Genomic DNA, 25,728 nt, shown 5'->3' on the forward strand with positions numbered 1-25,728 from the left:
GATGGTATATAAGCGACCCGTTTCGGTACTGGTGGTGATCTATGCCCGTGACACCAGGCGGGTGCTGATGTTGCAACGGCGCGACGATCCTGAATTCTGGCAGTCAGTAACTGGCAGCATAGAAGAAGGGGAAAGCGCGCCGTATGCCGCACAGCGTGAAGTCAAAGAAGAAGTTAACATCGATATATCCGCGGAAGCGTTATCACTCTTTGACTGTCAGCGCTGTATTGAGTTTGAGCTATTTGCTCATTTGAGACGTCGCTATGCGCCGGGGGTTACGCACAATACCGAACACTGGTTTTGTCTGGCGTTACCTGCTGAGCGCGAGGTGCAATTATCCGAGCATCTTGCTTACCAGTGGCTGGATGTGCCCCACGCGGCGCAGTTGACCAAGTCCTGGAGCAACCGGCAGGCGATTGAGGAATTTGTTATTTATCCGGCCTGAACAGGCTTTTTTCGGAGATTTTTATGGCAGGTCATAGTAAGTGGGCTAACACAAAGCATCGTAAAGCAGCACAGGACGCCAAACGCGGTAAAATTTTTACCAAGATTATCCGCGAACTGGTTACCGCAGCCCGTCTGGGCGGTGGCGATCCGGGTTCTAACCCACGTCTGCGTGCCGCGATCGATAAAGCACTGTCCAACAACATGACGCGCGATACGTTGAACCGCGCGATTGCCCGTGGCGTCGGCGGTGACGATGATGCCAACATGGAAACCATCATTTATGAAGGCTACGGCCCAGGCGGCACGGCCGTCATGGTGGAATGCCTGAGTGACAACCGTAACCGTACCGTTTCCGAAGTGCGTCACGCGTTTACGAAAACTGGCGGCAATCTGGGTACCGATGGCTCCGTTTCGTACCTCTTCACCAAGAAAGGCGTCATTTCTTACGCACCGGGTCTGGATGAAGATGCGATAATGGATGCAGCGCTGGAAGCTGGTGCCGATGATGTCGTGACGTACGACGACGGTGCGATCGATGTCTTCACGCCGTGGGAAACGTTCGGTGATGTGAAGGACGCATTAGATGCGGCTGGCCTGAAAGCGGAATCGGCTGAAGTCTCTATGATTCCGTCTACCAAAGCGGATATGGATGCAGAAACCGCACCGAAGCTGATGCGTCTGATCGACATGCTGGAAGACTGCGACGATGTGCAGGAGGTTTACCATAACGGTGAGATCTCCGATGAGATAGCTGAACTGCTGTAATGGCAGGTTGGTAATGCAACGTAGCAACAGCTATCCACACGGGCGAATCGGCGGAGCGGCACTATGACAATAATAGTCGGCATTGACCCCGGTTCGCGCGTGACGGGTTATGGCATTATCCGTCAGCAGGGTCGTCATCTGACGTATCTCGGCAGCGGCTGTATCCGTACCGTGGTGGATGACATGCCCACGCGGCTTAAGCTGATTTACGCCGGTGTCAGTGAAATCATTACGCAATTTCGTCCAGACTGTATGGCGATTGAGCAGGTTTTCATGGCGAAAAACCCGGATTCAGCCTTGAAGCTGGGACAGGCACGCGGTGTGGCTATCGTCGCGGGTGTGAATCAGGATCTGCCCGTGTTTGAATATGCGGCGCGGTTGGTTAAGCAAACGGTGGTAGGAACGGGCGCAGCGGATAAAAAACAGGTGCAGCATATGGTTCGCTCACTGCTGAAACTGTCGGCCAGCCCGCAGGCGGATGCCGCCGACGCGCTGGCGATTGCCATTACTCACTGCCACTTTAGCCAAAGCCTGCTGCGCACCGCAGCGGCGAAAGTGAACCCACTGGCAGGAAGACTGCGCTGAAACAGGAGGCTGGATATTCATCCAGCCTTTTTTATGTTATATACTCGTCATACTTCAAGCCATTCTTTCCCTACGTAAAAGGAAGCGCAACGTGATAGGTCGTCTCAGAGGCATTATTCTGGAAAAACAGCCGCCGCAGGTGCTGATAGAAGCTAACGGCGTGGGTTACGAAGTCCATATGCCGATGACGTGCTTTTACGAACTGCCTGAACTCAATCAGGAAGCGATCATCTTTACCCAGTTTGTTGTCCGCGAAGACGCACAGCTGCTGTTCGGTTTTAATGATAAGCAGGAGAGGGCGCTGTTCCGTGAGCTGATCAAAGTGAATGGTGTCGGGCCGAAGCTGGCGCTGGCGATTCTCTCCGGGATGTCTGCGACGCAGTTTGTCAGCGCAGTTGAACGCGAAGAAATCGGCACATTGATTAAACTGCCGGGCGTCGGTAAGAAAACGGCGGAAAGATTGGTTGTTGAAATGAAAGATCGCTTCAAAGGCTTGAGTGGCGATCTGTTTAATCCGGTCAGTGATATTCCGCTGGCATCGCCTGCTACCGCAGACAGCCGTGTTGGCGAACCCGAGGCGGAAGCCGCCGCTGCACTGGTTGCGCTGGGCTATAAACCACAGGAAGCTAGCCGCATGATCTCCAAGATTGCGCGTCCTGATGCTGACTGTGAAACCCTGATCAGGGATGCACTGCGCGCGGCGCTGTGAGGTATTCATGATAGAAGCCGATCGTTTGATTTCCGCTGACGCCGTTCCCGAAGAAGAATTTATTGACCGTGCGATCCGCCCTAAATTCCTCACCGAGTATGTGGGGCAGCCACAGGTGCGTGAGCAGATGGAAATTTTCATTCAGGCGGCCCGCAAGCGCGGGGATGCGCTGGACCATCTGTTAATTTTTGGTCCTCCTGGTCTGGGTAAAACGACGCTGGCGAACATCGTTGCTAACGAGATGGGCGTGAATATGCGCACGACGTCAGGCCCGGTGCTGGAAAAGGCAGGCGATCTCGCCGCGCTGCTGACCAACCTTGAACCGCATGACGTACTGTTCATCGATGAAATTCATCGCCTGTCACCCGTTGTGGAAGAAGTGCTGTACCCGGCGATGGAAGACTATCAGTTGGATATCATGATCGGCGAAGGGCCTGCTGCCCGTTCGATCAAACTCGATTTGCCGCCTTTCACGCTGATTGGCGCAACGACGCGTGCAGGCTCGTTAACCTCGCCGCTGCGCGATCGTTTCGGCATTGTGCAGCGTCTGGAGTTTTATAAAGTTGAGGATTTGCAGTATATCGTCAGCCGCAGCGCACAGTGTTTAGGGCTGGATCTGACATCCGAGGGCGCGCTTGAAGTAGCGCGGCGCGCGCGGGGTACGCCGCGTATTGCCAACCGATTATTACGGCGGGTGCGCGATTTCTCCGAGGTTAAATCGGAAGGGGCGATTACCGGTGACGTGGCAACACAGGCGCTGGATATGCTGGCGGTGGATACCGAAGGTTTTGACTACATGGACCGTAAGCTGCTGTTGGCGATCATCGATAAATTCATGGGCGGCCCCGTCGGGCTGGACAATTTAGCAGCCGCTATTGGCGAAGAGCGCGAAACCATTGAAGACGTGCTGGAACCGTTTCTGATTCAGCAAGGGTTCATTCAGCGTACGCCACGCGGTCGAATGGCGACACAGCATGCCTATCGTCATTTTGGCTTAACGCGTGAAGACCTGGGTTAACGTACGAAGAAGCGTATTGCCTAAGAAATCATTTCCACATTCAGGGAGACCACGCGGTCTCCCTGAGCTTATGTGATTAGAACCAGGCTTCCCACATTGCCCCAACGTTGAACGAATCGAGCTGCGTGTTGACGCCAGTCGTTGTCCGTGCGGTGTGTTTGTTATCCACTTCCCCGCCGGTGACATAGAAGCGCAGCATCGGTCTGAACTCCGGCCCCATGGCGATCGAGACATTCTGGGAAAGCGTCAGTTTCCACCCTTTGTTATCACCTCCCTGACCGTAATCTACATGTTGATAGCCCGCTTCAAGCCAGGTGGAATGTACATCATTCCAGAAATACATCGGGCGAACGATGGCATTGTAGTTACGACGATCGTCCTGACTGGCTGAATCATTCGAGTAGTCGTGGTAGGCCAGCAGATATTCGACCTGTGTTTGCGGCGTGAATTTGTATTTACCTTCAAAGCTGGCATAGAAGGTTTTCAGGTTGTCCGTTTTGTTGTAAACGCTGTTATCCGCATTGTTCGAATAGCGAGTGATAAACTGATTGAGGCTATTTTTCCCCGTGTGGCTCAGGACCGCGCCGCCTTGCCAGGCTTTCAGGCGTGCATCGTTATCCACTGCTTTCGAGTCAAAACCGTAGTTCGCGTACAGCGCAAGATCCAACGGCCCTAACTTGATGCCATGCACTTTGGACGTCAGTGCATAATTGCCTTTATCGCCCGTGCCGGAGCTGCCTGTACAGCTGATGCGCGAGGGGTTCGCATTATTCGTGATCACTTCGGGGTTACAAGATTCCACGGCCGCGACGGTCGCGACATCGAATTGAATACCGCCGATATCAAAGTTCTTTATCCCCGCGCCCTGACCATCGTGGTTCATCCAGAAGTAGTCGTTAATCCCTTGCTGTGGGCGCTGGTGGAAATCACGTCCGGCCCAGAGATAGGCGTTTGGCTGAGAAGCAAACAGGTTGGTGACGCCCGCATAGGCTTTTTTCAGGTTAACTTCGTCGCCCCAGTGGTCGATCATCACGACGACATCCCAGATTGCGCCATTGTCACTTTTGAAAGCCTTGGAAAGCTGGAATTCACCGCCATTACCTTCGTTGCCCAAACGGCCCAGCGCTGAGGCACCGTTATAGGAGCCATCAACCGCAACATATTTCTGGTCACCACTCTGGAATTGCGCCCCATAACGCGCATAGCCGGTGAAATTGATACCATAAGGTATCGCCATGTCAGGTGTCTTGGGAGCGTCCGGCGTGGTCAGCGGGTCGATCTGTTTACTGGCAATCGCGTCTAATTTTTCCTGACGCTCCGCCAGCGCTTTTTCCACTGCCTGAGCAACGATACGATCTAATTGCTCTGGAGTAATCGTTTCTTGTGCGAATGCGGAACCGGAGCAAAGGGCAGCCAGTACCGCCAGTGTAACGGGCAGTTTTTTGGAATTTTTCATCATCATCTCAATTCGGTAAGTTATTTTCAGACAATAACCATCCCGCTCTGATTGACGTGAATAATGGCACGGCGCTCAGAACAAGGTGATTGTTATTTTTTACGGGTACAAGTTAATTAAATAACTGACGTAATCGACCCTCCCTATAAGGGTATTAAAATGAACTATTGCCTCTGGTAAAGATGAATAATTTCTTCTGATAATTCGCGAGCGAGTAGTGATGTCATTAAATGGTCTTGGGCGTGCACCATAATTAATGTCATCGGCTGTCTGGCTTCTCCCGCATCCTGTTCAATCAGTTGGGTCTGCATATGGTGGGCTTTACGCGCGTAGCCATCGGCTTCCTTCAACAGATTTTTGGCTTCATCGATGTGGCCTTTACGCGCGGCGTGTAGCGCCTCAAAACACAGGCTGCGCGATTGTCCAGCATTGACGATAATTTCCATTACTGCATCTTCTAATGTAATCATCATATGACCTATTTTTATGTGAACGAATATTCGCAGCACGTATTTTCTATGCCACGTTCTTGAATGTCGTCTAGGTCGGTGAATGCGAATAATAAAAATATCCCGACCCTGAACGCTTTATTTCCTTTCTTCTATTTAATATCTATCGCTGTTTTTTATTAATCCCATTAATTACTGTTCACCGTTTTTGTCAGTGACAGATCGCCCTGTATTTTTTGTTCCTCGGTTTTCATTAATGTACGTTCGTAGGCCCGTAGGAACGGCAAATACATCAGCGCGGAAAACACCATACACAGCAAACACATGATTAGCGGACTGAAACTCCAGTTTGCGGCCCACGATGCGCCAATGGGGGCGGGGGTTGTCCACGGCGTTAACGACACCACCTGCGCCAGCCATCCCATCTTGGTTGCGGTGTAAGCCAGCACGGCGTTAACCATCGGTACGAAGACAAAGGGGAGGAACAACATCGGGTTCATGATGATGGGGGCACCGAACATGATCGGCTCGTTGATGTTAAAGAAGCTAGGTACGACGCCCATTCTACCGATGGTGCGCAAGTGCGTGACCTTGCTGCGTAACAGCAGAAATGCCAGCGGTAGCGTCGAACCGACGCCGCCAATCAACAGATAGTGATCCCAAAAGCCCTGTAAATAGATATGTGGTAAGACTTCACCGGCTGCCAGCGCGGCCTGATTCACGGCCAGATTGGTCATCCAGAATGGATTCATGATGCCCGTGACAATCAGTGAACCGTGGATCCCTGAAAACCAGAAAAGCTGGCATAGCAGCACGGACAGAAGAATGGCAGGCAGCGAGTCTGAGGCAGAAACCAGCGGTGCCAGCAGGTGCATAATCGCTTCGGGAATGATCATGCCCGTTTGCGCTTCAATGAAAAGATTGAGCGGGTGCAGCGTTGCGACAATCACCAACACGGGAATGAGGATTTCAAACGAGCGAGCGACCCCCGTCGGCACTTCTTTCGGTAAGCGAATGGTAATGTTGTGCTGTTTCAGCGCCGCATAAACTTGGGTGGCATAGATAGACGTCAGTAAGGCGGTGAAGATCCCTTGCCCTGACAGATACTCGGTGGAAATTTTGTTATCGGCGTAAGGCGCGGCGACGAGCAGGAAAGCCATAAACGCCAGCAGGCCGGACATGACGGAATCGAGATTAAGCTGTCGTCCCAGACTGGCACCCACACCGACGGAGATGAAAAAGGTCATTAGCCCCATACTCAGCTCGAAAGGCAGCATCAGCTGTGCGCGATAGGTGATAGAAAAATCGAGCCAGGTACGGGCAAATCCGACGGTCGTATCGGCGGAGAACGGAGGAAAAATAAACACCAGCATAAATGAGCCGATGATCATAAAAGGTAGCGCGGCGGTAAAGCCATCGCGGATAGCGATCACATATTTTTGCTGCCCCAAACGCCCTGCAAGCGGGGTAATCGATTGTTCGATAGCGGCAATCATTGATTGATATAAGGAACTCATGTGAACACCTTTTTCATGTGTCGCCGTGATGACGACAGATTGTCACCAAGTGCGTTATCACCACGTTTTGTACCGTAACCTGCTGTATCGACAGGCTTAACGAAGGTTTTAAGTGTGGCAGTCTTTTATAAACGTGCACCTAGACCAGTCTATTTTTTCCGCTGCGGACCGCATTTTCCGCCACGCACAATGTAAAAAGTTATTGCTAATATGATTGGATATCATATGGAAACCGTTTTCCATGCAAAGAAAAGAGAAGTGTGATGACCGTCAAGATGTGATGATTTCTGGCGGTATTAATTAGATTTACATCACATCTTATTGGCAGAAATACGCATTGGATGTTAAATGGATAATCGGTTTCCATGCCGGATAGAAACAGTTATACTGCGAAGCAACGCAATGCGCGGTTGGTGTTTAGGGTTTTGAGTCAGATTTAGCGTTTTTCAGGGGCAAATGATGTCTACAATCAACGATGTATCGCGTTTAGCTGGGGTGTCCAAAGCCACAGTCTCCCGGGTGTTGAGTGGTTCACGCGGCGTAAAGGAAGCTAGCCGTCTTGCAGTGTTAAAAGCGGTTGATGAGCTTAAATATCGGCCGAACGTCATCGCCCAGTCTCTGCTGAGTCAGTCAACCGGATGTATTGGCGTCATTTGCGCTCAGGACAACATCAATCAAACGACCGGCTATCTTTATGCGCTGGAAAAACACTTTAGCCGACATCAAAAGCATCTCTTGTTGCGCTTTGCCAGCAGCAGGGCTGAAGTGATGAACGTGCTTGATGAGCTGACCAGCGGCCTGTGTGATGACATTTTAATCATCGGCGCGCGTTTTCCGCTGAATCTGGCCGATAAGAACATCATTCTGATCGATTGCATGGAAACGGATACCACGAACAGCCTGCAATTTGATCACGCTTTTGCCACAGAAACCGCATGTAATTACCTGATTCGGCAAGGAAGACGACAAATTGCGTTGATCAATCCCGCCGCCAGCAGTTCAGCGGAGCAGGTGCTTTTAGGGTATAAGCGGGCGCTGGAGAATAACTTCTTACCGTTCAACCGCAACCTGATCTTTATGGATGCATCTTCATCGTCGTCGGTGGCGCTGCAAGTGTTGCTCAATAACAGCACGACGCTGAATTTCAATGCGCTTCTGGTGGCGGATGAGCTGGAAGCCAAACGGGTTATTACTCAGCTTCAGGCGTTTAACAAATCCGTGCCAAAAGACATCATGGTATTCAGCCTGGCGGGGTCTCTCGATATTCCGGGCATTCCGGCGATACCGGCCATTGAATATTCGATGGATGCGATAGCGGCCAGAATCGTGTCCTGGCTCAATGAGAAAACACAGGATGTGCTGGGATCGTATGTCTTACGGGGTGATTTAATCATTCCAGATATGGCTAACCGGCAATAAACGCGGCTCGTGCAGCCTTCAAAATATAAAGCCCTTCTGAGATGTATATTCAGAAGGGCTTTTTCCTTTTGATTTTTTACTCGCGGGCTAGGCAGGTTGCCGCTTAATCAGGCTGATAATAAACAGCAGCGATGCGCACAGCACCACCGACGGCCCAGCGGGCGTATTGTAGCCAGCTGAAAAGGCCAAACCGCCCGTTACGGCAATCATTCCCACAATAATCGCGATACTCGCCATTTGTTCCGGCGTCCGTGCGAAGCGTCTGGCGCTGGCGGCGGGAATAATCAGCAGTGACGTAATGATCAGCGCACCAACAAATTTCATGGCGATACCAATCGTTAATGCGGTGGTCAGCATCAAGAGCAGCTTGGTGCGTTGTAGCTTCACGCCATCGACGTGCGCCAGTTCTGGGCTGATTGTCATAGAAAGTAGTGCGCGCCATTGCCAGCACATAATGGCCACAACAACGATAACACCAGCGCCGATAACCCACAGATCCTCTGTTGTGACAGAGAGCAAATCGCCAAACAGATAAGCCATCAAGTCCACGCGCACGTTATTCATCAGGCTGACGACCACCAATCCAAGTGACAGCGCGCTGTGTGCCATGATGCCGAGCAGCGTATCGATAGCCAGATAGGGGCGTCGCTCAAGCCAGACAAGCCCCAACGCCAGAATGAGCGTCACGGCAATAACGGCAGCAAACAGGTTGATGTTCAGCAGCAGGCCGAAGGCGACGCCGAGTAAAGACGCGTGCGCCAGCGTGTCGCCGAAGTAAGACATCCGTCGCCAGACGACGAACGAACCGAGCGGGCCAGCCGCAATCGCCAGCAAAATTCCTGCCAGCCAACCGGGAAACAGCAGTTCTATCATGCGTCGTTTCCACCTTGTCTCTTCAAAATGATACGTCCTTGTAGATCGTGACGATGATTATGATGGTGGCGGTAAATCGCCAATTGCTCTGCGCCGCGGTGCCCGAACATTGCTAAAAATTCGGGATGAAGCGAAACGACCTCGGGTGTGCCGGAGCAGCAAACATGTTGATTGAGGCAAAGAACTTCGTCAGTTTTCGCCATCACCAAATGAAGATCGTGCGACACCATCAGCACGCCGCAGTGAAATTCCTGCCGTAATTGGTTAATGAGATCGTACAGCGCCAGTTGCCCATTGACGTCGACACCCTGTGTCGGTTCATCCAATACCAGCAGTTGGGGCTGGTTGAGCAACGCACGCGCCAACAGCACGCGTTGGGTTTCGCCACCGGAAAGTTTCTGCATCGGCTGTTCCAGCAGATGCGCAGCCTGAACCCGCTTAAGTGCCGGTAAAATATCCTGCTTTTTCACGCCGGGGCGCAGTTGCATAAAACGGCTGACGGTCAAGGGCAGGGTGGTATCCAGATGCAGCTTCTGCGGAACGTAGCCGATACGCAGTGCAGGATCGCGGACTAGCGAACCGGAGGTGGGGGACAGTAGACCCAATACCACGCGCACCAGCGTCGATTTCCCTGCGCCATTCGGCCCGAGCAGCGTCAGAATTCGACCTGCCTGCAAGGTAAGAGAGATATCTGACAGAACCTTGCGGCTGCCAAATGTAACTGAAATATTATTAAGTGATACCAATGTGGACATAGAATTTGGTTTGCATAACCCATGTAACGTTATAATATAACAAACAACACCATAAAAATCGATGGGATCGACTTTCATGCAGCAATCTATTCAGCAAAAAAAATGGTTAAAAAGTGTGTTTGTTGCCAGCGCGCTACTCGCAAGCGGGATGTCAATCAGCGCGGCATCCGCAGCGGTCATTACGTCAATTCGTCCTTTGGGATTCATTGCGTCGGCTATTGCCGATGGCGTGACGCCTACTGAGGTTTTGTTACCTGATGGCGCGTCGCCCCACGATTATGCCTTGCGCCCGTCTGATGTCCAGCGTTTACAGTCCGCAGAACTGGTGATTTGGGTGGGGCCGGAAATGGAAGCCTTTCTCGGAAAGCCGTTAGCGAAAGTCTCACCTGAAAAGCAGATTGCGCTTTCCGCGCTGCCAGCGATTAAATCTGAGCTGGAAAAAGAGGCCGGACACGATCATGAGGATGACCATGAACAGGCGCATGATGACCATGGAAAGGGGCACGATCATAGCCATGCCGCCCATGATGACGGCGACGATGGCCACCACCATGGTGAGTACAATATGCACATTTGGCTGTCGCCGGAGATGACAAAACAGGCGGCAATTGCCATTCATGCAAAATTATTGGAACTTATGCCTCAGAATAAGGACAAACTAGACGCGAATCTGCTTTATTTCACGGATAAAATCGGGCAAGCAGATGAAAAAATTGTTAAGATGCTAGCGCCTGTGCAGGGTAAAGGGTATTTCGTGTTCCATGATGCCTATGGGTATTTTGAGAAACACTATGGGTTAAACCCCTTGGGTTACTTCACGGTTAACCCCGAAATCCAACCCGGGGCACAGCGTTTACATCAAATACGAACACAGTTGGTTGAGCACAAAGCCGTATGCGTTTTTGCTGAACCACAATTCAGGCCAGCCGTTATTAATGCTGTTGCCAAGGGAACCGACGTGCGCTCGGGTGTACTCGACCCATTGGGAAGCAATATTGCACTGGGTAGAGATAGCTATGCCGATTTCTTGTTGCAGCTATCGAACCAGTATGTGAGCTGTCTGGAGGAAAAATTATGAGGATACGAATAAGTGCAGCAGATAGTCCGAACTATCGCTCTGGCGTATAACAGCTTACCTCGGCCCCATCGCGTCATGCTGGGGTCGCTTACCGTTGTGACATTGGCCGTTGCCGTTTGGCGGCCTTTTGTTTATCCCCACGTCGATGATGCCCCCGTCATCGTGAAAGATATCGATCTGGAAACCAGCCAGCTGCGTACGCTAACACCTGAGGCCAGTGAACCGATAGACCAACCCTCGCCGGATGACGACATTCCACAAGATGAGCTGGATGATAAGGTTGCTGATGAAGGCGGCGTACACGAGTATGTGGTCTCTACGGGCGATACCTTAAGCAGCATTTTGACGCAGTACGGTATTGATATTGCGGATGTCACCCAGCTCGCCGAGCAGAATAAAGATTTGCGGAACCTGAAGATCGGTCAGCAAATTTCATGGGCTCTGGCAGAGAACGGCGACCTGCAAAGTTTGACCTGGCAGATGTCCCGCCGTGAAACACGCATTTATGAGCGCGTGGGTAACGATTTTAAAGAGCGCATTGAGACGCTGAAAGGCGAGTGGCGCAATAGCGTCCTGAATGGCCGAGTCAGTGGTAGCTTCGTTAGCAGTGCAAAAAACGCCGGTTTGACCAGCACAGAAGTGCGGGACGTGATCAAAGCACTGCAATGGCAGTTGGATTTCCGTAAATTACGCAAAGACGACACCTTCTCTGTCTTGATGTCCCGCGAAATACTCGATGGTAAAAGTGAGCAGAGCGAACTGGTCGGCGTCCGTTTGAATACCGGTGGCAAAGACTATTACGCGATTCGTGCAGAAGACGGTAAATTCTACGATCGTGAAGGTTCCGGTTTGACGCGTGGTTTTATGCGTTTCCCAACCATGAAACAATTCCGTATTTCCTCCAACTTTAATCCACGTCGTCTGAACCCGGTAACAGGGCGCGTCGCACCGCATAAAGGTGTCGATTTTGCCATGCCGGTCGGTTCGCCGGTTCTGGCCGTCGGGGATGGGGAAGTCGTGATTGCGAAACGCAGTGGAGCAGCAGGAAACTATGTTGCCATCCGTCATGGTCGTCAGTACACCACGCGTTACATGCATATGCATCGCATCCTGGTTAAACCGGGACAGAAAGTGAAACGTGGCGATCGCATCGGGTTGTCCGGTAACACTGGTCGTTCTACTGGCCCGCATCTGCACTACGAATTCTGGATCAACCAGCAGGCGGTAAACCCGTTAACGGCTAAACTGCCGCGTTCTGAAGGGCTGGCGGGTAAAGAGCGTCGTGATTATCTGGCACAGGTGAAGGAAGTCGTACCGCAGCTTAAGTTTGATTAATTCTACTGACTGCATGTTATGCCGGTGGCTTGCTGCCGGCATTTTCATTTATAGAACATTTGATAGAACACGGGTTCCTGATTCTTTATTATCGAGCAGGCGTGTTTTTGCGTAACTGTCGTCGGTTTTGCTAAACGCCGAGCGGCAATTATGATTATGTTTATTGATTGATCTGAAGAGTTTAGGCATGGAAAAAGAAAAAAAATCGAACGCTGAATTTGTTCCCCAGTTTCAACGCGCCTTTTTTCATCCGCGCTATTGGGGCGTTTGGTTAGGCGTTGGTGTGATGGCGCTCGCTGCCTATGTTCCCGCGCGATTAAGAAATCCGGTTCTGGGTGGGTTAGGGCGTTTTGTCGGGAAAATATCAAAAGGCGCACGCCGCCGTGCCCGCATTAATCTGCTGTATTGCATGCCGGAATTAACGGAAGCACAGCGCGAAGCTATCATCGATGACATGTTTGCGACGGCTCCTCAGTCGATGATCATGATGGTGGAAGTGGGAATTCGTAACCCGAAGAAAATCGAGAAATACGTTCGCTGGCATGGCGAAGACATTCTGGATCGCATTAAGGAACAAGAGAAGAACGTGATTTTTCTGGTTCCGCACGGTTGGGGGTTGATATCCCCGCGATGCTGCTGACCTCACGCGGCCAGCGTATGGCGGCCATGTTCCACAACCAGAAGAATGCGCTGGTGGATTACTGGTGGAATCGGTTACGTCGCCGCTTCGGTGGCCGTATCCATGCTCGCAACGACGGTATTAAGCCGTTTATCAGCTCTGTGCGCTCCGGGTGCTGGGGCTATTATCTTCCCGACCAGGATCACGGCGCTGAACATAGCGAATTCGTTGATTTCTTTGGAACCTATAAGGCGACGCTGCCTGCCGTCGGACGTCTGATGAAAGTGTGTCGCGCTGACATTGTGCCGTTGTTCCCAGTCTATAACGCTAAAGACGGTTGTCTGGATGTGTATATTCGCCCGCCGATGGACGATTTGGCGGATGCGGATGATGCATACATTGCGCGGCGCATGAATGAAGAAGTGGAAATTCTGGTCAAACCGAACCCTGAGCAGTACACCTGGATTCTAAAGCTGCTGAAAACCCGCAAACCGGGTGAGATTGAACCGTACTGTCGGGATGATCTATACCGCGACTAGCTTATACCGTAGCTAATTGTGGGCTGATAAGCCGCATAGATAAAAAAGCCGAACGAGAAATCGTCCGGCTTTTTGCTATGACACTTTTACTCTCACACATCTCGTTATCACCACCGTCCGCTAACTCAATCACGGACGGTGATGACAATGCTTATTCCACGCGCAGGATGCGGATTGTGTTAGTGGTGCCCACGGTACCCATGATGTCACCCTGTGTGACGATGACCAGATCCCCAGACATCAGGAACCCTTTGTCACGCAGCAGGATCACCGCATCATTGGCGGCAGCAACGCCATCCGTGTAGCTGTCGAAATGTACGGGGGTGACGCCACGATACAGCGCGGTCAGATTCAGCGTGTGCTCATGACGAGACATTGCGAAAATTGGCAGACCGGAGCTGATACGGGACATCATCAGGGCGGTACGACCAGATTCCGTCATGGCGATCAGCGCCGTAACTCCTTTCAGGTGGTTGGCGGCGTACATGGAAGACATCGCGATGGATTCTTCCGTGTTATCAAACTGTACGTCAAGACGGTGTTTGGAGACGTTGATGCTTGGGATTTTCTCCGCACCTAAACACACTTTCGCCATGGCCGCGACGGTTTCAGCCGGATATTGGCCCGCAGCGGTTTCTGCTGACAGCATCACGGCATCGGTGCCATCCAGCACGGCGTTGGCGACGTCCATCACCTCTGCACGCGTTGGCATCGGGTTGGTGATCATCGATTCCATCATTTGCGTGGCGGTAATGACCGCACGGTTCAACTGACGAGCACGACGGATCAACTTCTTCTGAATCCCTACCAGCTCTGGGTCGCCGATTTCAACGCCCAGATCACCCCTTGCTACCATCACCACGTCGGAAGCCAGAATAATGTCATCCATGGCGGCATCTGAGCAGACGGCTTCGGCACGTTCAACTTTTGATACGATCTTGGCGTTACAGCCTGCATCGCGTGCGAGGCGGCGTGCGTAGTTGAGGTCTTCACCGGTACGTGGGAAAGAGACGGCCAGATAGTCGACGCCAATTTTTGCGGCAGTAATAATGTCGGCTTTATCTTTTTCCGTCAGGGCTTCGGCAGACAGGCCACCACCGAGTTTGTTGATGCCTTTGTTGTTAGACAGTGGTCCACCAACGGTGACTTCGGTGTAAACCTTCAGGCCTTCAACCTGAAGGACTTTCAGCTGTACGCGGCCGTCATCCAGTAACAGGATGTCGCCAGGCACCACATCGCTTGGCAAGCCTTTGTAATCGATCCCGACTTTTTCTTTATCGCCTTCGCCTTTCGCTAAATTGGCATCCAGCAAAAATTTGTCGCCGATATTCAGGAAAATTTTACCTTCTTTGAAGGTAGAAACACGAATCTTTGGACCCTGTAGATCGCCAAGAATGGCAACGTGGCGGCCTAATTTAGCCGCAATTTCACGAACTTTGTTGGCACGTAATTGATGATCTTCTGCTGTGCCGTGAGAAAAATTCATGCGTACTACGTTAGCGCCCGCATTGATAATCTTTTCAAGATTATTATCGCGGTCGGTAGCGGGCCCCAGGGTGGTGACAATTTTGGTTCTTCTGAGCCGTCTGGACATGTATAACTCCGTTCACTTGTGAAGCTGTAGTGTTGCGATTAAGCGTCGAATAACGGTGCAAAATGTCACTTTACAACAAAACTATTTCACCTGCGTTATCCGAACATCGTGTTGAGTCTGATTATCATACTGTACAGGTAATCCCCGCCATCTTTCCATGCCCGTAGTTTGTGACCATATCAAGATGAAGCAGGTTGATGATACCGCTCATTTTCATTACCCGTCATACTTCAAGTTGCATGTGTGTTGGCTGCGCTTACTCACCCGAATCACTTACTTGAGTAAGCTCATCGGGACTCCCTCGCTTGCCGCCTTCCTGAAACTCGAATTATTTAGGGTATAAAATATAACTAAAAAACAAAGCACAATGTAAAACTTATCTATCACCTGAAGGGGTTAATCAGCCGCTCGTCTTTATCAAAGCGTGATTCACGCAGGGCTTCTTTGACCCGTTTCAGGTTATCACGAAATTTTTCCCCGCGGCGCAGCGTGAACCCTGTTGCCAGAACGTCGATCAACGTCAACTGAGCAATACGGGACACCATCGGCATGTAGACATCGGTATCTTCAGGCACATCAAGCCGCAAGGCCAGCGATGCCTCACGCGCCAGCGGCGTGCCATCCGAGGTGATGGCGATGACGGTCGCGTCGTTCTCGCGTGCCAACTGCGCCATTTCGACCAGACTTTTGGTTCTGCCTGTGTGGGAGATCAATACCACGACGTCGCCGTCGCTGGAATTCATGCAACTCATGCGCTGCATGACGATATCGTCGAAATAAACGACGGGGATATTGAAGCGGAAAAATTTGTTCATCGCATCATGTGCGACAGCGGCGGAAGCGCCCAGGCCAAAGAACGAGATTTTCTTCGCCTGCGTCAGCAAATCCACGGCGCGGTTGACGGCGGTGACATCCAGACTGGATTTCACCTGCTCCAGACCAGCCATGGCGGATTCAAAAATTTTACTGGTATAGGCGTCAACGCTGTCATCTTCTTCAACGTTACGGTTCACATACGGTGTACCGTTTGCCAGACTTTGCGCCAGATGTAGTTTAAAATCGGGAAAACCTTTAGTTTCAAGGCGGCGACAGAAACGATTAACCGTTGGCTCGCTGACATCGGCCATTTTGGCTAAGGTCGCGATGCTGGAGTGAATGGCTGTCTGTGGCGTGCTCAGGATCACTTCAGCAACTTTTCTTTCTGATTTGCTCAAGAGCTCCAGGTGACTCTGGATTTTTTCCAGCATATTCATACGACAAAGGCCATGTAAGTTTTTTCCAATTTCAACTAAAGGTACACTGGCATGCATTACGTGAAAAAATACACGTCGTGAAAATATACTACGACCCTGTAGTGGTTGGCAGAGGGCAACATGCTAAGTTGGGTCCTTTTTTTGCCAGAACATGACATGTGTCTAACTTTCAGAAAAGTAATCGGCTGTCAGAAACGACGAAAAATTTCGTTTTAGGGCGAATGCATAAGTGACTTCAGCCACTGTACAGACCGATTTATGCATGGTTTTCAGTCAATACCGACCATTATTTGGCATTTTTATGATGGGTTTACTGGCTGTAGTCAAAAAGAGTACATTATCGCTGTAATAAAATTACAGCATCCTGCAACGAGGAGATGAAAATGGCGGTAACTTCAACAGCCCAAGCGTGCGATCTGGTTATTTTCGGTGCTAAGGGCGATCTGGCACGCCGTAAATTGCTGCCTTCCCTTTATCAACTGGAAAAAGCAGGTCACATCCATGCGGACACCAGAATTATCGGGGTGGGTCGTGCGGATTGGGATAAAGCGGAGTATACCCGCGTCGTGCGCGAAGCGCTTGACACCTTTATGAAAGAAGCCATCGACGATAAGTTGTGGGAAACGTTAAGCAGTCGGCTGGATTTCTGCAATCTTGATGTGGAAGACACGAAAGCCTTCAACAAACTGGGCAAGATGCTTGACCAGAAAAATCGTACCACCATCAACTATTTTGCCATGCCGCCGAGTACATTCGGTGCGATCTGCAAAGGGTTGGGAACCGCAGGGCTGAATAAAGAGCCGGCGCGCGTGGTCATGGAAAAACCGCTAGGTACCGATTTGGCGTCTTCTCGCGTCATTAACGATCAGGTCGCGGAATTCTTTAACGAGTGTCAGGTTTACCGCATCGACCACTATCTGGGTAAAGAAACCGTTCTAAACCTGCTGGCGCTGCGTTTTGCCAACTCGCTGTTCTCCTCAAACTGGGACAACCGGACGATCGACCATGTGCAGATCACGGTAGCCGAGGAAGTTGGGATTGAAGGGCGCTGGGGCTATTTTGATAAAGCCGGCCAGATGCGCGATATGATCCAGAACCACCTGTTACAGATTCTGACGATGATTGCGATGTCGCCGCCGTCTGATTTGACGACCGACCGCATCCGTGATGAAAAAGTGAAAGTGCTGCGTTCACTGCGTCGTATCGATCGCTCCAACGTGCATGAAACGACCGTTCGTGGCCAATACACGGCTGGTTTTGTTCAGGGACATAAAGTGCCGGGCTATCTTGAAGAAGAGGGCGCGAACAAAAGCAGCAGCACGGAAACCTTCGTCTCGATTCGCGTTGATATTGACGACTGGCGCTGGTCTGGTGTGCCGTTCTACCTGCGTACCGGTAAACGTCTGCCGACCAAATGTTCAGAAGTCGTCGTGTACTTTAAAAACCCGGCGCTGAACCTGTTCCATGATTCTTACCAACAGCTGCCGCAGAACAAGCTGATCATTCGCTTGCAGCCAGATGAAGGTGTAGAAATCCAGATTCTGAACAAAATTCCGGGGCTAGAGCACAAACACCGCCTGCAAACAGTAAAACTGGATCTGAGCTTCTCGGAAACCTTTAATCAGCAGCATTTAGCGGATGCTTATGAGCGTCTGCTGCTGGAAACCATGCGTGGGATTCAGGCGCTGTTCGTCCGCCGTGATGAAGTTGAAGAAGCCTGGAAGTGGGTGGATTCCATCATGGATGCGTGGGCGATGGACAACGATGCACCGAAGCCGTATCAGGCCGGAAGCTGGGGGCCAGTGGCATCCGTGGCGATGATTACCCGCGATGGCCGTTCCTGGAATGAGTTTGAGTAATTTTTTGATAATACGTCAGTAATGGGGAGGCTGATCGAGGACGGTCAGCCTCCCACAGTTTTTAATGTATGGCTCACGGTGCGGTCGGACATCTGCGGTGACGCAGATCCCTGTGGCAGGGGCGCGCTATATAATTAATGGTGCCTTCGGGCATGACTGGAGATAACTTTTGATGAAAAACTGGAAAACGAGCGCGGAACAGATTTTGACAACGGGTCCCGTTGTTCCTGTGATTGTGGTCAACAAACTGGAACACGCAGTGCCGATGGCAAAAGCGTTAGTCGCGGGCGGCGTTCGCGTTCTGGAACTGACATTGCGTACCGACTGTGCCATCGAAGCGATTCGCGCGATTGCGAAAGAAGTACCGGAAGCCATCGTAGGCGCAGGTACGGTAACAAATCCTGAGCAACTGGCTGCGGTAGTTGAGGCGGGTGCGCAGTTTGCCATCAGCCCTGGCCTGACCGAGCCGCTGCTGAAAGCGGCGACGGAAGGCAACATCCCGTTGATCCCGGGTATCAGCACCGTATCTGAACTGATGCTGGGTATGGATTACGGCCTGCGTGAGTTCAAATTCTTCCCAGCGGAAGCGAACGGCGGCGTGAAAGCGCTTCAGGCGATCGGCGGTCCGTTTGCTCAGATCCGTTTCTGCCCAACCGGTGGTATTACGCCGAATAACTACCGCGACTATCTGGCGCTGAAAAGCGTGCTGTGCGTGGGTGGTTCTTGGCTGGTGCCGAACGACGCGCTGGAAAGCGGTGATTACGCACGTATTACGGAACTGGCACGTGAAGCCGTTGCCGGTGCAAAAGCATAAGTTTGCTCGTGACTGAATGACGAAGGCCACTCACTGCGAGTGGCCTTTTTTATGGCAGTGACGTCTTACTTCACCCCACCAGCAATAGAACGGTATCAGCCGCTGACTTTTACGCCCGCTGCAACGCGCTTAGCGATGGCCACCGCATCATCTGTCGTTTCCGCACTGGCTAACGCCACGCCCATACGGCGCTTACCGCTGATATCCGGTTTACCAAACAGGCGAATTTGCGTATGAGGGAGCAGTGCGCTTTCCAGCCCCTGATAACGCACATTGTTGCTATCCAGTTCCGGTAAAATCACGGCGGAAGCCGATGCGCCATACTGACGAACCGCGCCAATTGGCAGCCCCAGGAAAGCACGAACGTGCAGAGCAAACTCGGACAGATCCTGAGAAATCATCGTCACCATGCCGGTATCGTGCGGGCGAGGGGATACTTCACTGAAAATAACCTCATCGCCGCAGACGAACAGCTCAACGCCGAACAGGCCATAGCCGCCGAGCGCTTTCACGACGTCGCTAGCCATCTTCTGTGCGCGTTCCTGTGCCAGCGCACTCATCTGCTGTGGCTGCCAGGATTCACGATAGTCGCCGTCTTCCTGTCGGTGACCGATTGGCGCACAGAAATGAATGCCGTCAACCGCATGGATGGTTAGCAGAGTGATCTCAAAATCAAAATTAACCAGTCCTTCCACGATGACGCGGCCACCGCCTGCTCGTCCACCCTGCTGGGCATAGTGCCACGCCTGATCTAATTGCTCAGCAGAGCGAATCAGGCTTTGCCCTTTGCCAGAAGAACTCATGACCGGTTTAACAATACAAGGATAGCCAATCGCATCTACCGCCTGACGAAAACTCTCTTCACTGTCGGCAAAACGGTAGGTGGAAGTGGGAACGCCGAGTGTTTCGGCAGCCAGACGACGGATACCTTCACGGTTCATCGTCAGGCGTGTTGCTTCAGCACAAGGAACAACATGATGACCCTGTTTTTCCAGCGTCACCAACATGTCAGTTGCGATAGCTTCAATTTCCGGCACGATGTAATCAGGGCGTTCGGCTTCAACCAACGCTTTTAATGCGTCGCCATCCAACATATTGATGACGTAGCTGCGATGCGCAACCTGCATGGCGGGGGCGTCGGCATAGCGATCGACCGCAATCACTTCGATTCCCAGGCGCTGACATTCAATCGCCACTTCTTTGCCTAATTCACCGGAGCCAAGCAGCATCACTCGTGTGGCATCCGCACGCAGGGCGGTTCCAATTGTTAACATAACCTTATACCTGATCGGGTTGTGAAAAATGGCCGTAGTATAAACGAAAACGTTTGCGTGCGCATTAAAGAGGGCGTGCAGTGGAATGCGGTGCGCAAAAGCGCACCAAGAGACAAGGACGTGGCTTGGCATTGCTGGGCAATCGTGCCACTCTTCTTGAAAGCGAAAATTTTATGTCAAGACAACGAGATCCGACGCCATGAAGACACCGCAAGCTGAAAAAAGACCCCACGCACTAAGTACGCATGGCGATACGCGTATTGACAATTATTACTGGCTGCGTGATGACCAGCGTACCGATCCGCAGGTGTTGGACTATCTTAAGCAGGAAAACGCCTATAGCGAAGCCGTCATGGCACCTCATGACGCACGCAAACGGTCACTGTATGACGAAATGGTCAAACGTATTCCATCGACGGATATGTCTGTGCCGTATGTCAGAAAAGGCTATCGCTACCAAAGTCGCTATGAGCAGGGTAAAGAGTACGCCATTTATCTGCGTCAGCCTGAGCAGGCAACAGACGCGTGGGAAACGCTGCTGGATGGGAATCAACGTGCTGAGGGGCATGAGTTTTACAGTCTCGGCACGCTTGAGGTTAGCCCTGACAACACACTGCTGGCGCTCTCGGAGGATTTTTTATCCCGTCGGCAGTACACGCTTCGTTTTCGCGATCTGAACAGCGGTGAGTGGCTACCGGATGTGATCGAAAATGTGACCGCAGGGGCGGAATGGTCGGCGGATTCGACGGTTCTGTATTACGTGCGCAAACATGAGAAAACGCTGTTGCCGTATCAGGTCTACAGACATCGCTTGGGTAGCGATCCGGCACAGGATGAGCTGGTTTATGAAGAGAAAGACGATACCTATTACGTTAGCCTGAGTAAGACAACATCAGAGCACTACATCACCATTTATCTCAGTAGTACCACGACGAGCGAGGTGTTATTACTCGACGCGACGCGCCCGGATGCGGTGCCGCAGGTATGCATTCCACGTCGAAAAGATCATGAATATGGTATCGATCACTATCAGGACTCGTTTTATCTGCGTTCCAATCGAGAGGGTAAAAATTTTGGCCTCTACCGTTCAGCTAAGCCCGATGAGCAAACGCTGGAAACGCTGATTGCACCATGTGAAAACCGTGTGCTGGAGAGCTTTGAGCTTTTCCGTGATTGGCTGGTGGTTGAAGAAAGGGAACGCGGTTTGACCAGCTTACGCCAGATTCACTGGCATACGCAGGAAGAAAAAGCGATCACCTTTAATGATGCGAGCTATGTGACGTGGCTGTCGTACAACCCTACGCCAGAAACGGCATTGATGCGGTATGGCTATTCATCAATGACAACGCCCAGCACGCTGTATGAATTGAATCTGGATACGGGTGAACAGCAGTTACTTAAACAAGCCGAAGTGAAGGATTTCTCCCCGGACAATTACCGGAGCGAACGCTTGTGGATCACGGTTCGGGATGGCGTCGATGTGCCCGTCTCCCTCGTTTATCATCGCGATCATTTCAGCCCTGGTAAGAACCCGATACTGGTCTACGGCTATGGCGCTTATAGCCATAGTATGGATCCCGATTTTAGCGTTAGCCGTCTGAGCTTACTGGACAGAGGGTTCGTTTTTGCCTTAACGCACATTCGCGGTGGCGGTGAGCTAGGTCAACAGTGGTATGACGATGGTCGCCTGCTCAATAAAATGCATTCCTTCACTGATTTCATCGATGTGTCTCAGGCATTGATAGAAAAAGGCTATGGCGACAGGGATAACATGTTCGCGATGGGAGGCAGTGCGGGCGGACTATTGATGGGCGCGGTAGTGAACATGGCTCCCGATCTATTTAAGGGCGTTGTTGCTCAGGTTCCCTTCGTTGATGTACTGACGACAATGCTGGATGAATCTATCCCGTTGACGACCGGAGAATATGACGAGTGGGGCGATCCGAATGAACAAATCTATTATGACTACATCAAGCAATATAGTCCCTATGACGGTATTACCGCGCAACGCTATCCGCATTTGCTGGTGACGACTGGGTTACACGACTCTCAGGTTCAGTATTGGGAACCTGCGAAGTGGGTGGCGAAATTACGGGAAGTTAAAACGGACGATCGTCTGGTGCTGCTATACACCGATATGGATGCGGGGCACGGTGGAAAATCCGGTCGTTTTAAACGCTATGATGATATTGCGTTGGAATATGCTTTTTTGTTGATGGTGCTTGAAATGGTTGAGGAAACACATGAATAAGAGCTAACAACTGCGGTTATGAGGGTAAACCCATTTTTGGGTTTACCCGATCGGCATGGCTCATTACTTAGATCACATCACAACTCAGGTAATATCTGCCTGCGGTTTCTTTGCCCTTTTATCAGCCCGTTTTTCGGCGGCCGTTTTCAGGGGCTTCTTCTTACTGTTCTTTTTGCTATCCAGACCTTTACTCATATCTTGCCTCGCGTGATAAAAGGGTAGGTTGCCACTCCATTAACCTCTTGTGCGGACCGATATGCAAGCAGAAAATCGTTTTTGCTGTGTAAGAATGTAACCCGTGGAAAGGGATGTTTTCCACGGTAAGGTAGCCTTAGAGGGGAATCGCTATTTAGACTTGGGTTCGTAGGGTAAACGAGAGAATTGCAGTGAACGCTGGCGGTAAAACATCACGCGTTCGCGAAAGTAGTTACGCAAGTGCTCAGGTTGCTCTCTCTCAACGACCTCTGGAATGACCGGCATATTGTAACGTTCTTTGAAGGCAACGCCTGAGGCCGCCAAATCTACGTTAACTTTATCCATCTCTTCTTTGGACAATTCTGCCAGATTGTATCCCATACCGTTTTCTCCTGCCTACTGACCACAAATTGATGTGTGCCACGGTAAAGTAGCGACAGGAAAATGGCAAGTGTTCACCTGAGCATGTGGATGTTTATTATTCTCATTATGAAATGGGAATCATTTTTAATACAGGTGTGCCATAAATGATATCGCTCGAGGTTGTTATTTTTGATAATAAAAACGATTCGCAATAATATATTTAAACTAAGAGTTAAATGATAATAAATATCAATCAATTTATATTTAATTTATTGATTATTATGTTTTTTATTTTGATCTCCCATCAATGTTAATAAAGTGTTTTTTATTTTGTTTTTTCAGGCATAATGCCCTGAATAATTTCACCTGCCGGGAAAATAGGGAGTTAGCATGTTAAAAAAAGAAATGATTCAGAAGCTGAATGAGCAACTTAATCTGGAGTTTTATTCCGCGAATTTGTATCTGCAAATGAGCGCATGGTGCGGTGACAAAGGTTTTGAAGGCGCATCCAGTTTCCTGAAGACACATTCTCAGGAAGAAATGCAGCACATGCAGCGTCTGTTTGACTATTTGGACGACACCGGAAGCCTGCCTGTATTAGGCGCGATTGCTGCACCGCCGATTGATTTTGATTCTCTGGCTGATGTTTTCAAGCTGACCTATGAACACGAACAACTGATCACTGCAAAAATTAATGAGCTGGCGCATGAGGCGATGGCGCTACAGGATTACTCCACATTTAACTTCCTGCAATGGTATGTTGCTGAGCAGCACGAAGAAGAGAAGCTGTTCCGTTCTATTCTGGACAAACTGGCGTTAGTCAAAGCCAGCGAAGGCGGCCTGTTCTTCATCGATCAGGATCTGAAAAAAATGTCTATGGCGGCACCGTCAGCCTAACGACAAGCGACACTTCTGTCGGCCAATGATGATTTGAATGACGCGGGATAATATTCTCCTTATCCCGCCATTTTTCCCCGCTGAACGACCCTTCTGCCTGACCCAAGCTAGCGATGTTATTCCTGAATTCCGCACTCGACTTCACCTCACTCTGTCGCTATGATCGTCTCAGTAGCGATATACAACATTCTGTTTTATAAGGTTTGAGGCTGTCTTTCTCTGATTCGGATAAGACCGCAAAACTCACACACATCCTTGTCTGAATACACGATGTCGGGAATATCATGATGAAGAAATTTTTGCTATCTATCGTGCTTGCCTCACTTTCTGTGAATGCTTTTGCTGCCGCTAAACTGGCAAATGTCAGCCGGTTTGAATACGGCGATCGCTGGGCTTTCACGCGTGAAGAAGTTCAACTGATTTGCCGCCCTGGTAATGCGCTATATGCCTTACATACCGGGACGCTGATGCAATATCCGCTAAATGATGTTGCGATTGCGCAAATGAAATCTGGGCAGGTGAGTGCGCAGCCGATAGACGCGATCTGGTTGGATGACCCTAAGCATCCCGGACAGAAAAAAAGCCTTCAGCCATTTATCGAACGTGCAGAGCAGTTGTGTCAGCCAGATGCTAAACCATGAAGTGATTGATTTACTTATTAATGTTAAATAATTACTTCTTTATGGTTAAGATAAAGTGTGAAATCTGTTCCATTTGTGATGATTGCGAATAGGTTAAGGCTGGAAAACGCGAGGGAGTTGGCTAAGCTTAAGTCTACAGGGCTAGTACAGCTTGTATAAATGCCAACTTTTAGCGCACGGCTCTCCCAAGAGCCATTTCCCTAGACTGAATACAGGAATCGTGTTCAGTCTTTTTTTTGCTTCAAAAAATCAATACGAAAAATAATGTATCCAGCCTTCCATGTCTTTGGCTTACTCTGCACTTTGTATGTGCTCATAAAATAGTACAGGTGGAATCTCATATGACCGCTGTTTTTCTGGTGTACCGGTTGGTGGTTCTTGCCAATTAAGGTGTTGAGATGAGACGAATTTCGTCTCTGTGGGCCTTTTAAGGGTTTTTTAAAATAAATGCTTGCTAAAGATATTGATACATGAGTTAATGACTCGTCGGTTTGATTCGCAGACGTAAAAAGCAGTTTAGTAAAGCAGTTCTCATTTCAAAGTGTTATCCATAGATATCCCTTCTTTTGAGCCTCCTTATCGTTGCTAATTAAATTCTGTGCACAGGCCCTATTTGCCGGAAGGCGCTATACAAATTAAGGTAATTTCTATGTCTAATAAAATGACTGGTTTAGTAAAATGGTTTGACGCTGGTAAAGGTTTTGGTTTCATTACTCCTGACAACGGCAGCAAAGATGTATTCGTACATTTCTCTGCTATTCAGAGCAACGATTTCAAAACTCTGGACGAAGGCCAAAAGGTTGAGTTCACTATTGAAAATGGCCAGAAAGGCCCATCAGCTGGCAACGTTGTCGCGCTGTAATAGCCGCGCCATAATAGCCAAATGAATTAATGTTTCTCTTGCGATAGCGATGATGGTTTAATCCGGAGCGGTCAAGAAAAGCACTCAGAACCCCTAGCGTAAAGCTGGGGGTTTTTGTTTATCTATCAATCATAGAAAATTACAGCGGCTTTTATCTTCCA

Annotated in this window: 23 protein-coding genes and 1 pseudogene; 15 read left to right on the plus strand and 9 right to left on the minus strand. The window is 50.4% G+C overall.

Translation table 11 applies throughout. The features are described from left to right. The first annotated feature begins 1 nt into the window (after window position 1). The 5 genes from nudB (at window position 2) to ruvB (ending at window position 3,524) form a co-directional block, all read left to right on the plus strand. Complete coding sequence (gene nudB / locus BJJ97_RS14625; protein ID WP_095994408.1) at window positions 2-445, plus strand: dihydroneopterin triphosphate diphosphatase; 444 nt, start codon at window positions 2-4, stop codon at window positions 443-445. A gap of 23 nt (window positions 446-468) precedes the next feature. Continuing rightward, window positions 469-1,212: a YebC/PmpR family DNA-binding transcriptional regulator gene (locus BJJ97_RS14630; RefSeq protein WP_039480440.1), complete on the plus strand. Its 744-nt coding sequence runs from the start codon at window positions 469-471 to the stop codon at window positions 1,210-1,212. A gap of 63 nt (window positions 1,213-1,275) precedes the next feature. Further along, on the plus strand, window positions 1,276-1,797 hold the full coding sequence (ruvC, locus tag BJJ97_RS14635; RefSeq protein ID WP_010307920.1) for a crossover junction endodeoxyribonuclease RuvC: 522 nt from the start codon (window positions 1,276-1,278) through the stop codon (window positions 1,795-1,797). 91 nt (window positions 1,798-1,888) lie between these two features. Continuing rightward, complete coding sequence (ruvA, locus tag BJJ97_RS14640) at window positions 1,889-2,506, plus strand: Holliday junction branch migration protein RuvA (RefSeq protein WP_039480444.1); 618 nt, start codon at window positions 1,889-1,891, stop codon at window positions 2,504-2,506. A 7-nt stretch (window positions 2,507-2,513) separates the two neighbouring features. Beyond that, window positions 2,514-3,524, plus strand: coding sequence for a Holliday junction branch migration DNA helicase RuvB (ruvB, locus tag BJJ97_RS14645; RefSeq protein WP_095701903.1), 1,011 nt, complete (start codon window positions 2,514-2,516; stop codon window positions 3,522-3,524). 76 nt (window positions 3,525-3,600) lie between these two features. Here ruvB and BJJ97_RS14650 read toward each other — a convergent pair whose 3' ends face one another. The 3 genes from BJJ97_RS14650 to BJJ97_RS14660 form a co-directional block, all read right to left on the minus strand. Next, complete coding sequence (locus BJJ97_RS14650; protein WP_095995382.1) at window positions 3,601-4,980, minus strand: carbohydrate porin; 1,380 nt, start codon at window positions 4,978-4,980, stop codon at window positions 3,601-3,603. Window positions 4,981-5,144: 164 nt separating this feature from the next. After that, entirely contained in the window at window positions 5,145-5,450 is a 306-nt protein-coding gene (locus BJJ97_RS14655) for a PTS lactose/cellobiose transporter subunit IIA (RefSeq protein WP_039481540.1), read from the minus strand. A gap of 167 nt (window positions 5,451-5,617) precedes the next feature. Then, window positions 5,618-6,946 carry a PTS sugar transporter subunit IIC gene (locus BJJ97_RS14660; RefSeq protein WP_095994409.1) on the minus strand — a complete coding sequence of 443 codons (1,329 nt, stop codon included), beginning with the start codon at window positions 6,944-6,946 and terminating at the stop codon, window positions 5,618-5,620. A gap of 459 nt (window positions 6,947-7,405) precedes the next feature. On the opposite strand from BJJ97_RS14660, the gene BJJ97_RS14665 reads away from it, so the two are divergent. Next, window positions 7,406-8,365 (plus strand): LacI family DNA-binding transcriptional regulator, encoded by a 960-nt coding sequence (locus BJJ97_RS14665; protein WP_095699304.1) that lies wholly within the window; start codon window positions 7,406-7,408, stop codon window positions 8,363-8,365. Between the two features lie 87 nt (window positions 8,366-8,452). Here BJJ97_RS14665 and znuB read toward each other — a convergent pair whose 3' ends face one another. Both znuB and znuC read right to left on the minus strand, forming a co-directional pair. Further along, entirely contained in the window at window positions 8,453-9,238 is a 786-nt protein-coding gene (gene znuB / locus BJJ97_RS14670) for a zinc ABC transporter permease subunit ZnuB (protein WP_095994410.1), read from the minus strand. Continuing rightward, window positions 9,235-9,993 carry a zinc ABC transporter ATP-binding protein ZnuC gene (gene znuC, locus BJJ97_RS14675; RefSeq protein ID WP_010275871.1) on the minus strand — a complete coding sequence of 253 codons (759 nt, stop codon included), beginning with the start codon at window positions 9,991-9,993 and terminating at the stop codon, window positions 9,235-9,237. The genes znuB and znuC overlap by 4 nt, the downstream gene beginning before the upstream one ends. A 76-nt stretch (window positions 9,994-10,069) precedes the next feature. Here znuC and znuA point away from each other — a divergent pair, with 76 nt between their 5' ends. From znuA to lpxM, 3 genes and pseudogenes are all read left to right on the plus strand, one after another. Continuing rightward, window positions 10,070-11,071 (plus strand): zinc ABC transporter substrate-binding protein ZnuA, encoded by a 1,002-nt coding sequence (znuA, locus tag BJJ97_RS14680; protein ID WP_095994411.1) that lies wholly within the window; start codon window positions 10,070-10,072, stop codon window positions 11,069-11,071. A 12-nt stretch (window positions 11,072-11,083) separates the two neighbouring features. Beyond that, complete coding sequence (gene mepM, locus BJJ97_RS14685; RefSeq protein WP_095994412.1) at window positions 11,084-12,406, plus strand: murein DD-endopeptidase MepM; 1,323 nt, start codon at window positions 11,084-11,086, stop codon at window positions 12,404-12,406. Window positions 12,407-12,593: 187 nt separating this feature from the next. Next, a pseudogene (gene lpxM / locus BJJ97_RS14690) lies at window positions 12,594-13,564 on the plus strand (lauroyl-Kdo(2)-lipid IV(A) myristoyltransferase). Window positions 13,565-13,715: 151 nt separating this feature from the next. On the opposite strand, the gene pyk reads toward lpxM, so the two are convergent. After that, a complete protein-coding gene (pyk, locus tag BJJ97_RS14695; protein ID WP_011094029.1) occupies window positions 13,716-15,158 on the minus strand; it encodes a pyruvate kinase in 1,443 nt (480 codons plus the stop codon). Between the two features lie 383 nt (window positions 15,159-15,541). After that, window positions 15,542-16,411 (minus strand): MurR/RpiR family transcriptional regulator, encoded by an 870-nt coding sequence (locus tag BJJ97_RS14705; RefSeq protein ID WP_010275858.1) that lies wholly within the window; start codon window positions 16,409-16,411, stop codon window positions 15,542-15,544. Between the two features lie 383 nt (window positions 16,412-16,794). Between BJJ97_RS14705 and zwf the strand changes: the two genes are divergently transcribed. Both zwf and BJJ97_RS14715 read left to right on the plus strand, forming a co-directional pair. Continuing rightward, entirely contained in the window at window positions 16,795-18,270 is a 1,476-nt protein-coding gene (gene zwf, locus BJJ97_RS14710) for a glucose-6-phosphate dehydrogenase (RefSeq protein ID WP_039480464.1), read from the plus strand. A gap of 172 nt (window positions 18,271-18,442) precedes the next feature. Then, window positions 18,443-19,084: a bifunctional 4-hydroxy-2-oxoglutarate aldolase/2-dehydro-3-deoxy-phosphogluconate aldolase gene (locus tag BJJ97_RS14715; protein WP_039480467.1), complete on the plus strand. Its 642-nt coding sequence runs from the start codon at window positions 18,443-18,445 to the stop codon at window positions 19,082-19,084. Between the two features lie 95 nt (window positions 19,085-19,179). Here the strand turns inward: BJJ97_RS14715 and purT are convergent, their stop codons facing one another. Next, window positions 19,180-20,358 carry a formate-dependent phosphoribosylglycinamide formyltransferase gene (gene purT, locus BJJ97_RS14720; protein ID WP_095994414.1) on the minus strand — a complete coding sequence of 393 codons (1,179 nt, stop codon included), beginning with the start codon at window positions 20,356-20,358 and terminating at the stop codon, window positions 19,180-19,182. Between the two features lie 199 nt (window positions 20,359-20,557). On the opposite strand from purT, the gene BJJ97_RS14725 reads away from it, so the two are divergent. After that, window positions 20,558-22,609, plus strand: coding sequence for a S9 family peptidase (locus BJJ97_RS14725; RefSeq protein WP_095994415.1), 2,052 nt, complete (start codon window positions 20,558-20,560; stop codon window positions 22,607-22,609). A 345-nt stretch (window positions 22,610-22,954) separates the two neighbouring features. Here the strand turns inward: BJJ97_RS14725 and BJJ97_RS14730 are convergent, their stop codons facing one another. Then, complete coding sequence (locus BJJ97_RS14730) at window positions 22,955-23,185, minus strand: DNA polymerase III subunit theta (RefSeq protein WP_039480736.1); 231 nt, start codon at window positions 23,183-23,185, stop codon at window positions 22,955-22,957. Window positions 23,186-23,557: 372 nt separating this feature from the next. Here BJJ97_RS14730 and ftnA point away from each other — a divergent pair, with 372 nt between their 5' ends. The 3 genes from ftnA to cspE all read left to right on the plus strand — a co-directional run bounded on the left by ftnA (window position 23,558) and on the right by cspE (window position 25,567). Beyond that, window positions 23,558-24,064: a non-heme ferritin gene (gene ftnA, locus BJJ97_RS14735; protein WP_039480733.1), complete on the plus strand. Its 507-nt coding sequence runs from the start codon at window positions 23,558-23,560 to the stop codon at window positions 24,062-24,064. Between the two features lie 284 nt (window positions 24,065-24,348). After that, the gene (locus BJJ97_RS14740; RefSeq protein WP_095994416.1) at window positions 24,349-24,705 is read left to right on the plus strand and encodes a YebY family protein; all 357 of its coding nucleotides are present in this window, start codon (window positions 24,349-24,351) and stop codon (window positions 24,703-24,705) included. A 649-nt stretch (window positions 24,706-25,354) separates the two neighbouring features. Further along, complete coding sequence (gene cspE, locus BJJ97_RS14745; RefSeq protein ID WP_005967874.1) at window positions 25,355-25,567, plus strand: transcription antiterminator/RNA stability regulator CspE; 213 nt, start codon at window positions 25,355-25,357, stop codon at window positions 25,565-25,567. Window positions 25,568-25,728 lie beyond the last annotated feature (161 nt).

The sequence above is a fragment of the Pectobacterium polaris genome (assembly GCF_002307355.1).
Taxonomy (GTDB): Bacteria; Pseudomonadota; Gammaproteobacteria; order Enterobacterales; family Enterobacteriaceae; genus Pectobacterium; species Pectobacterium polare.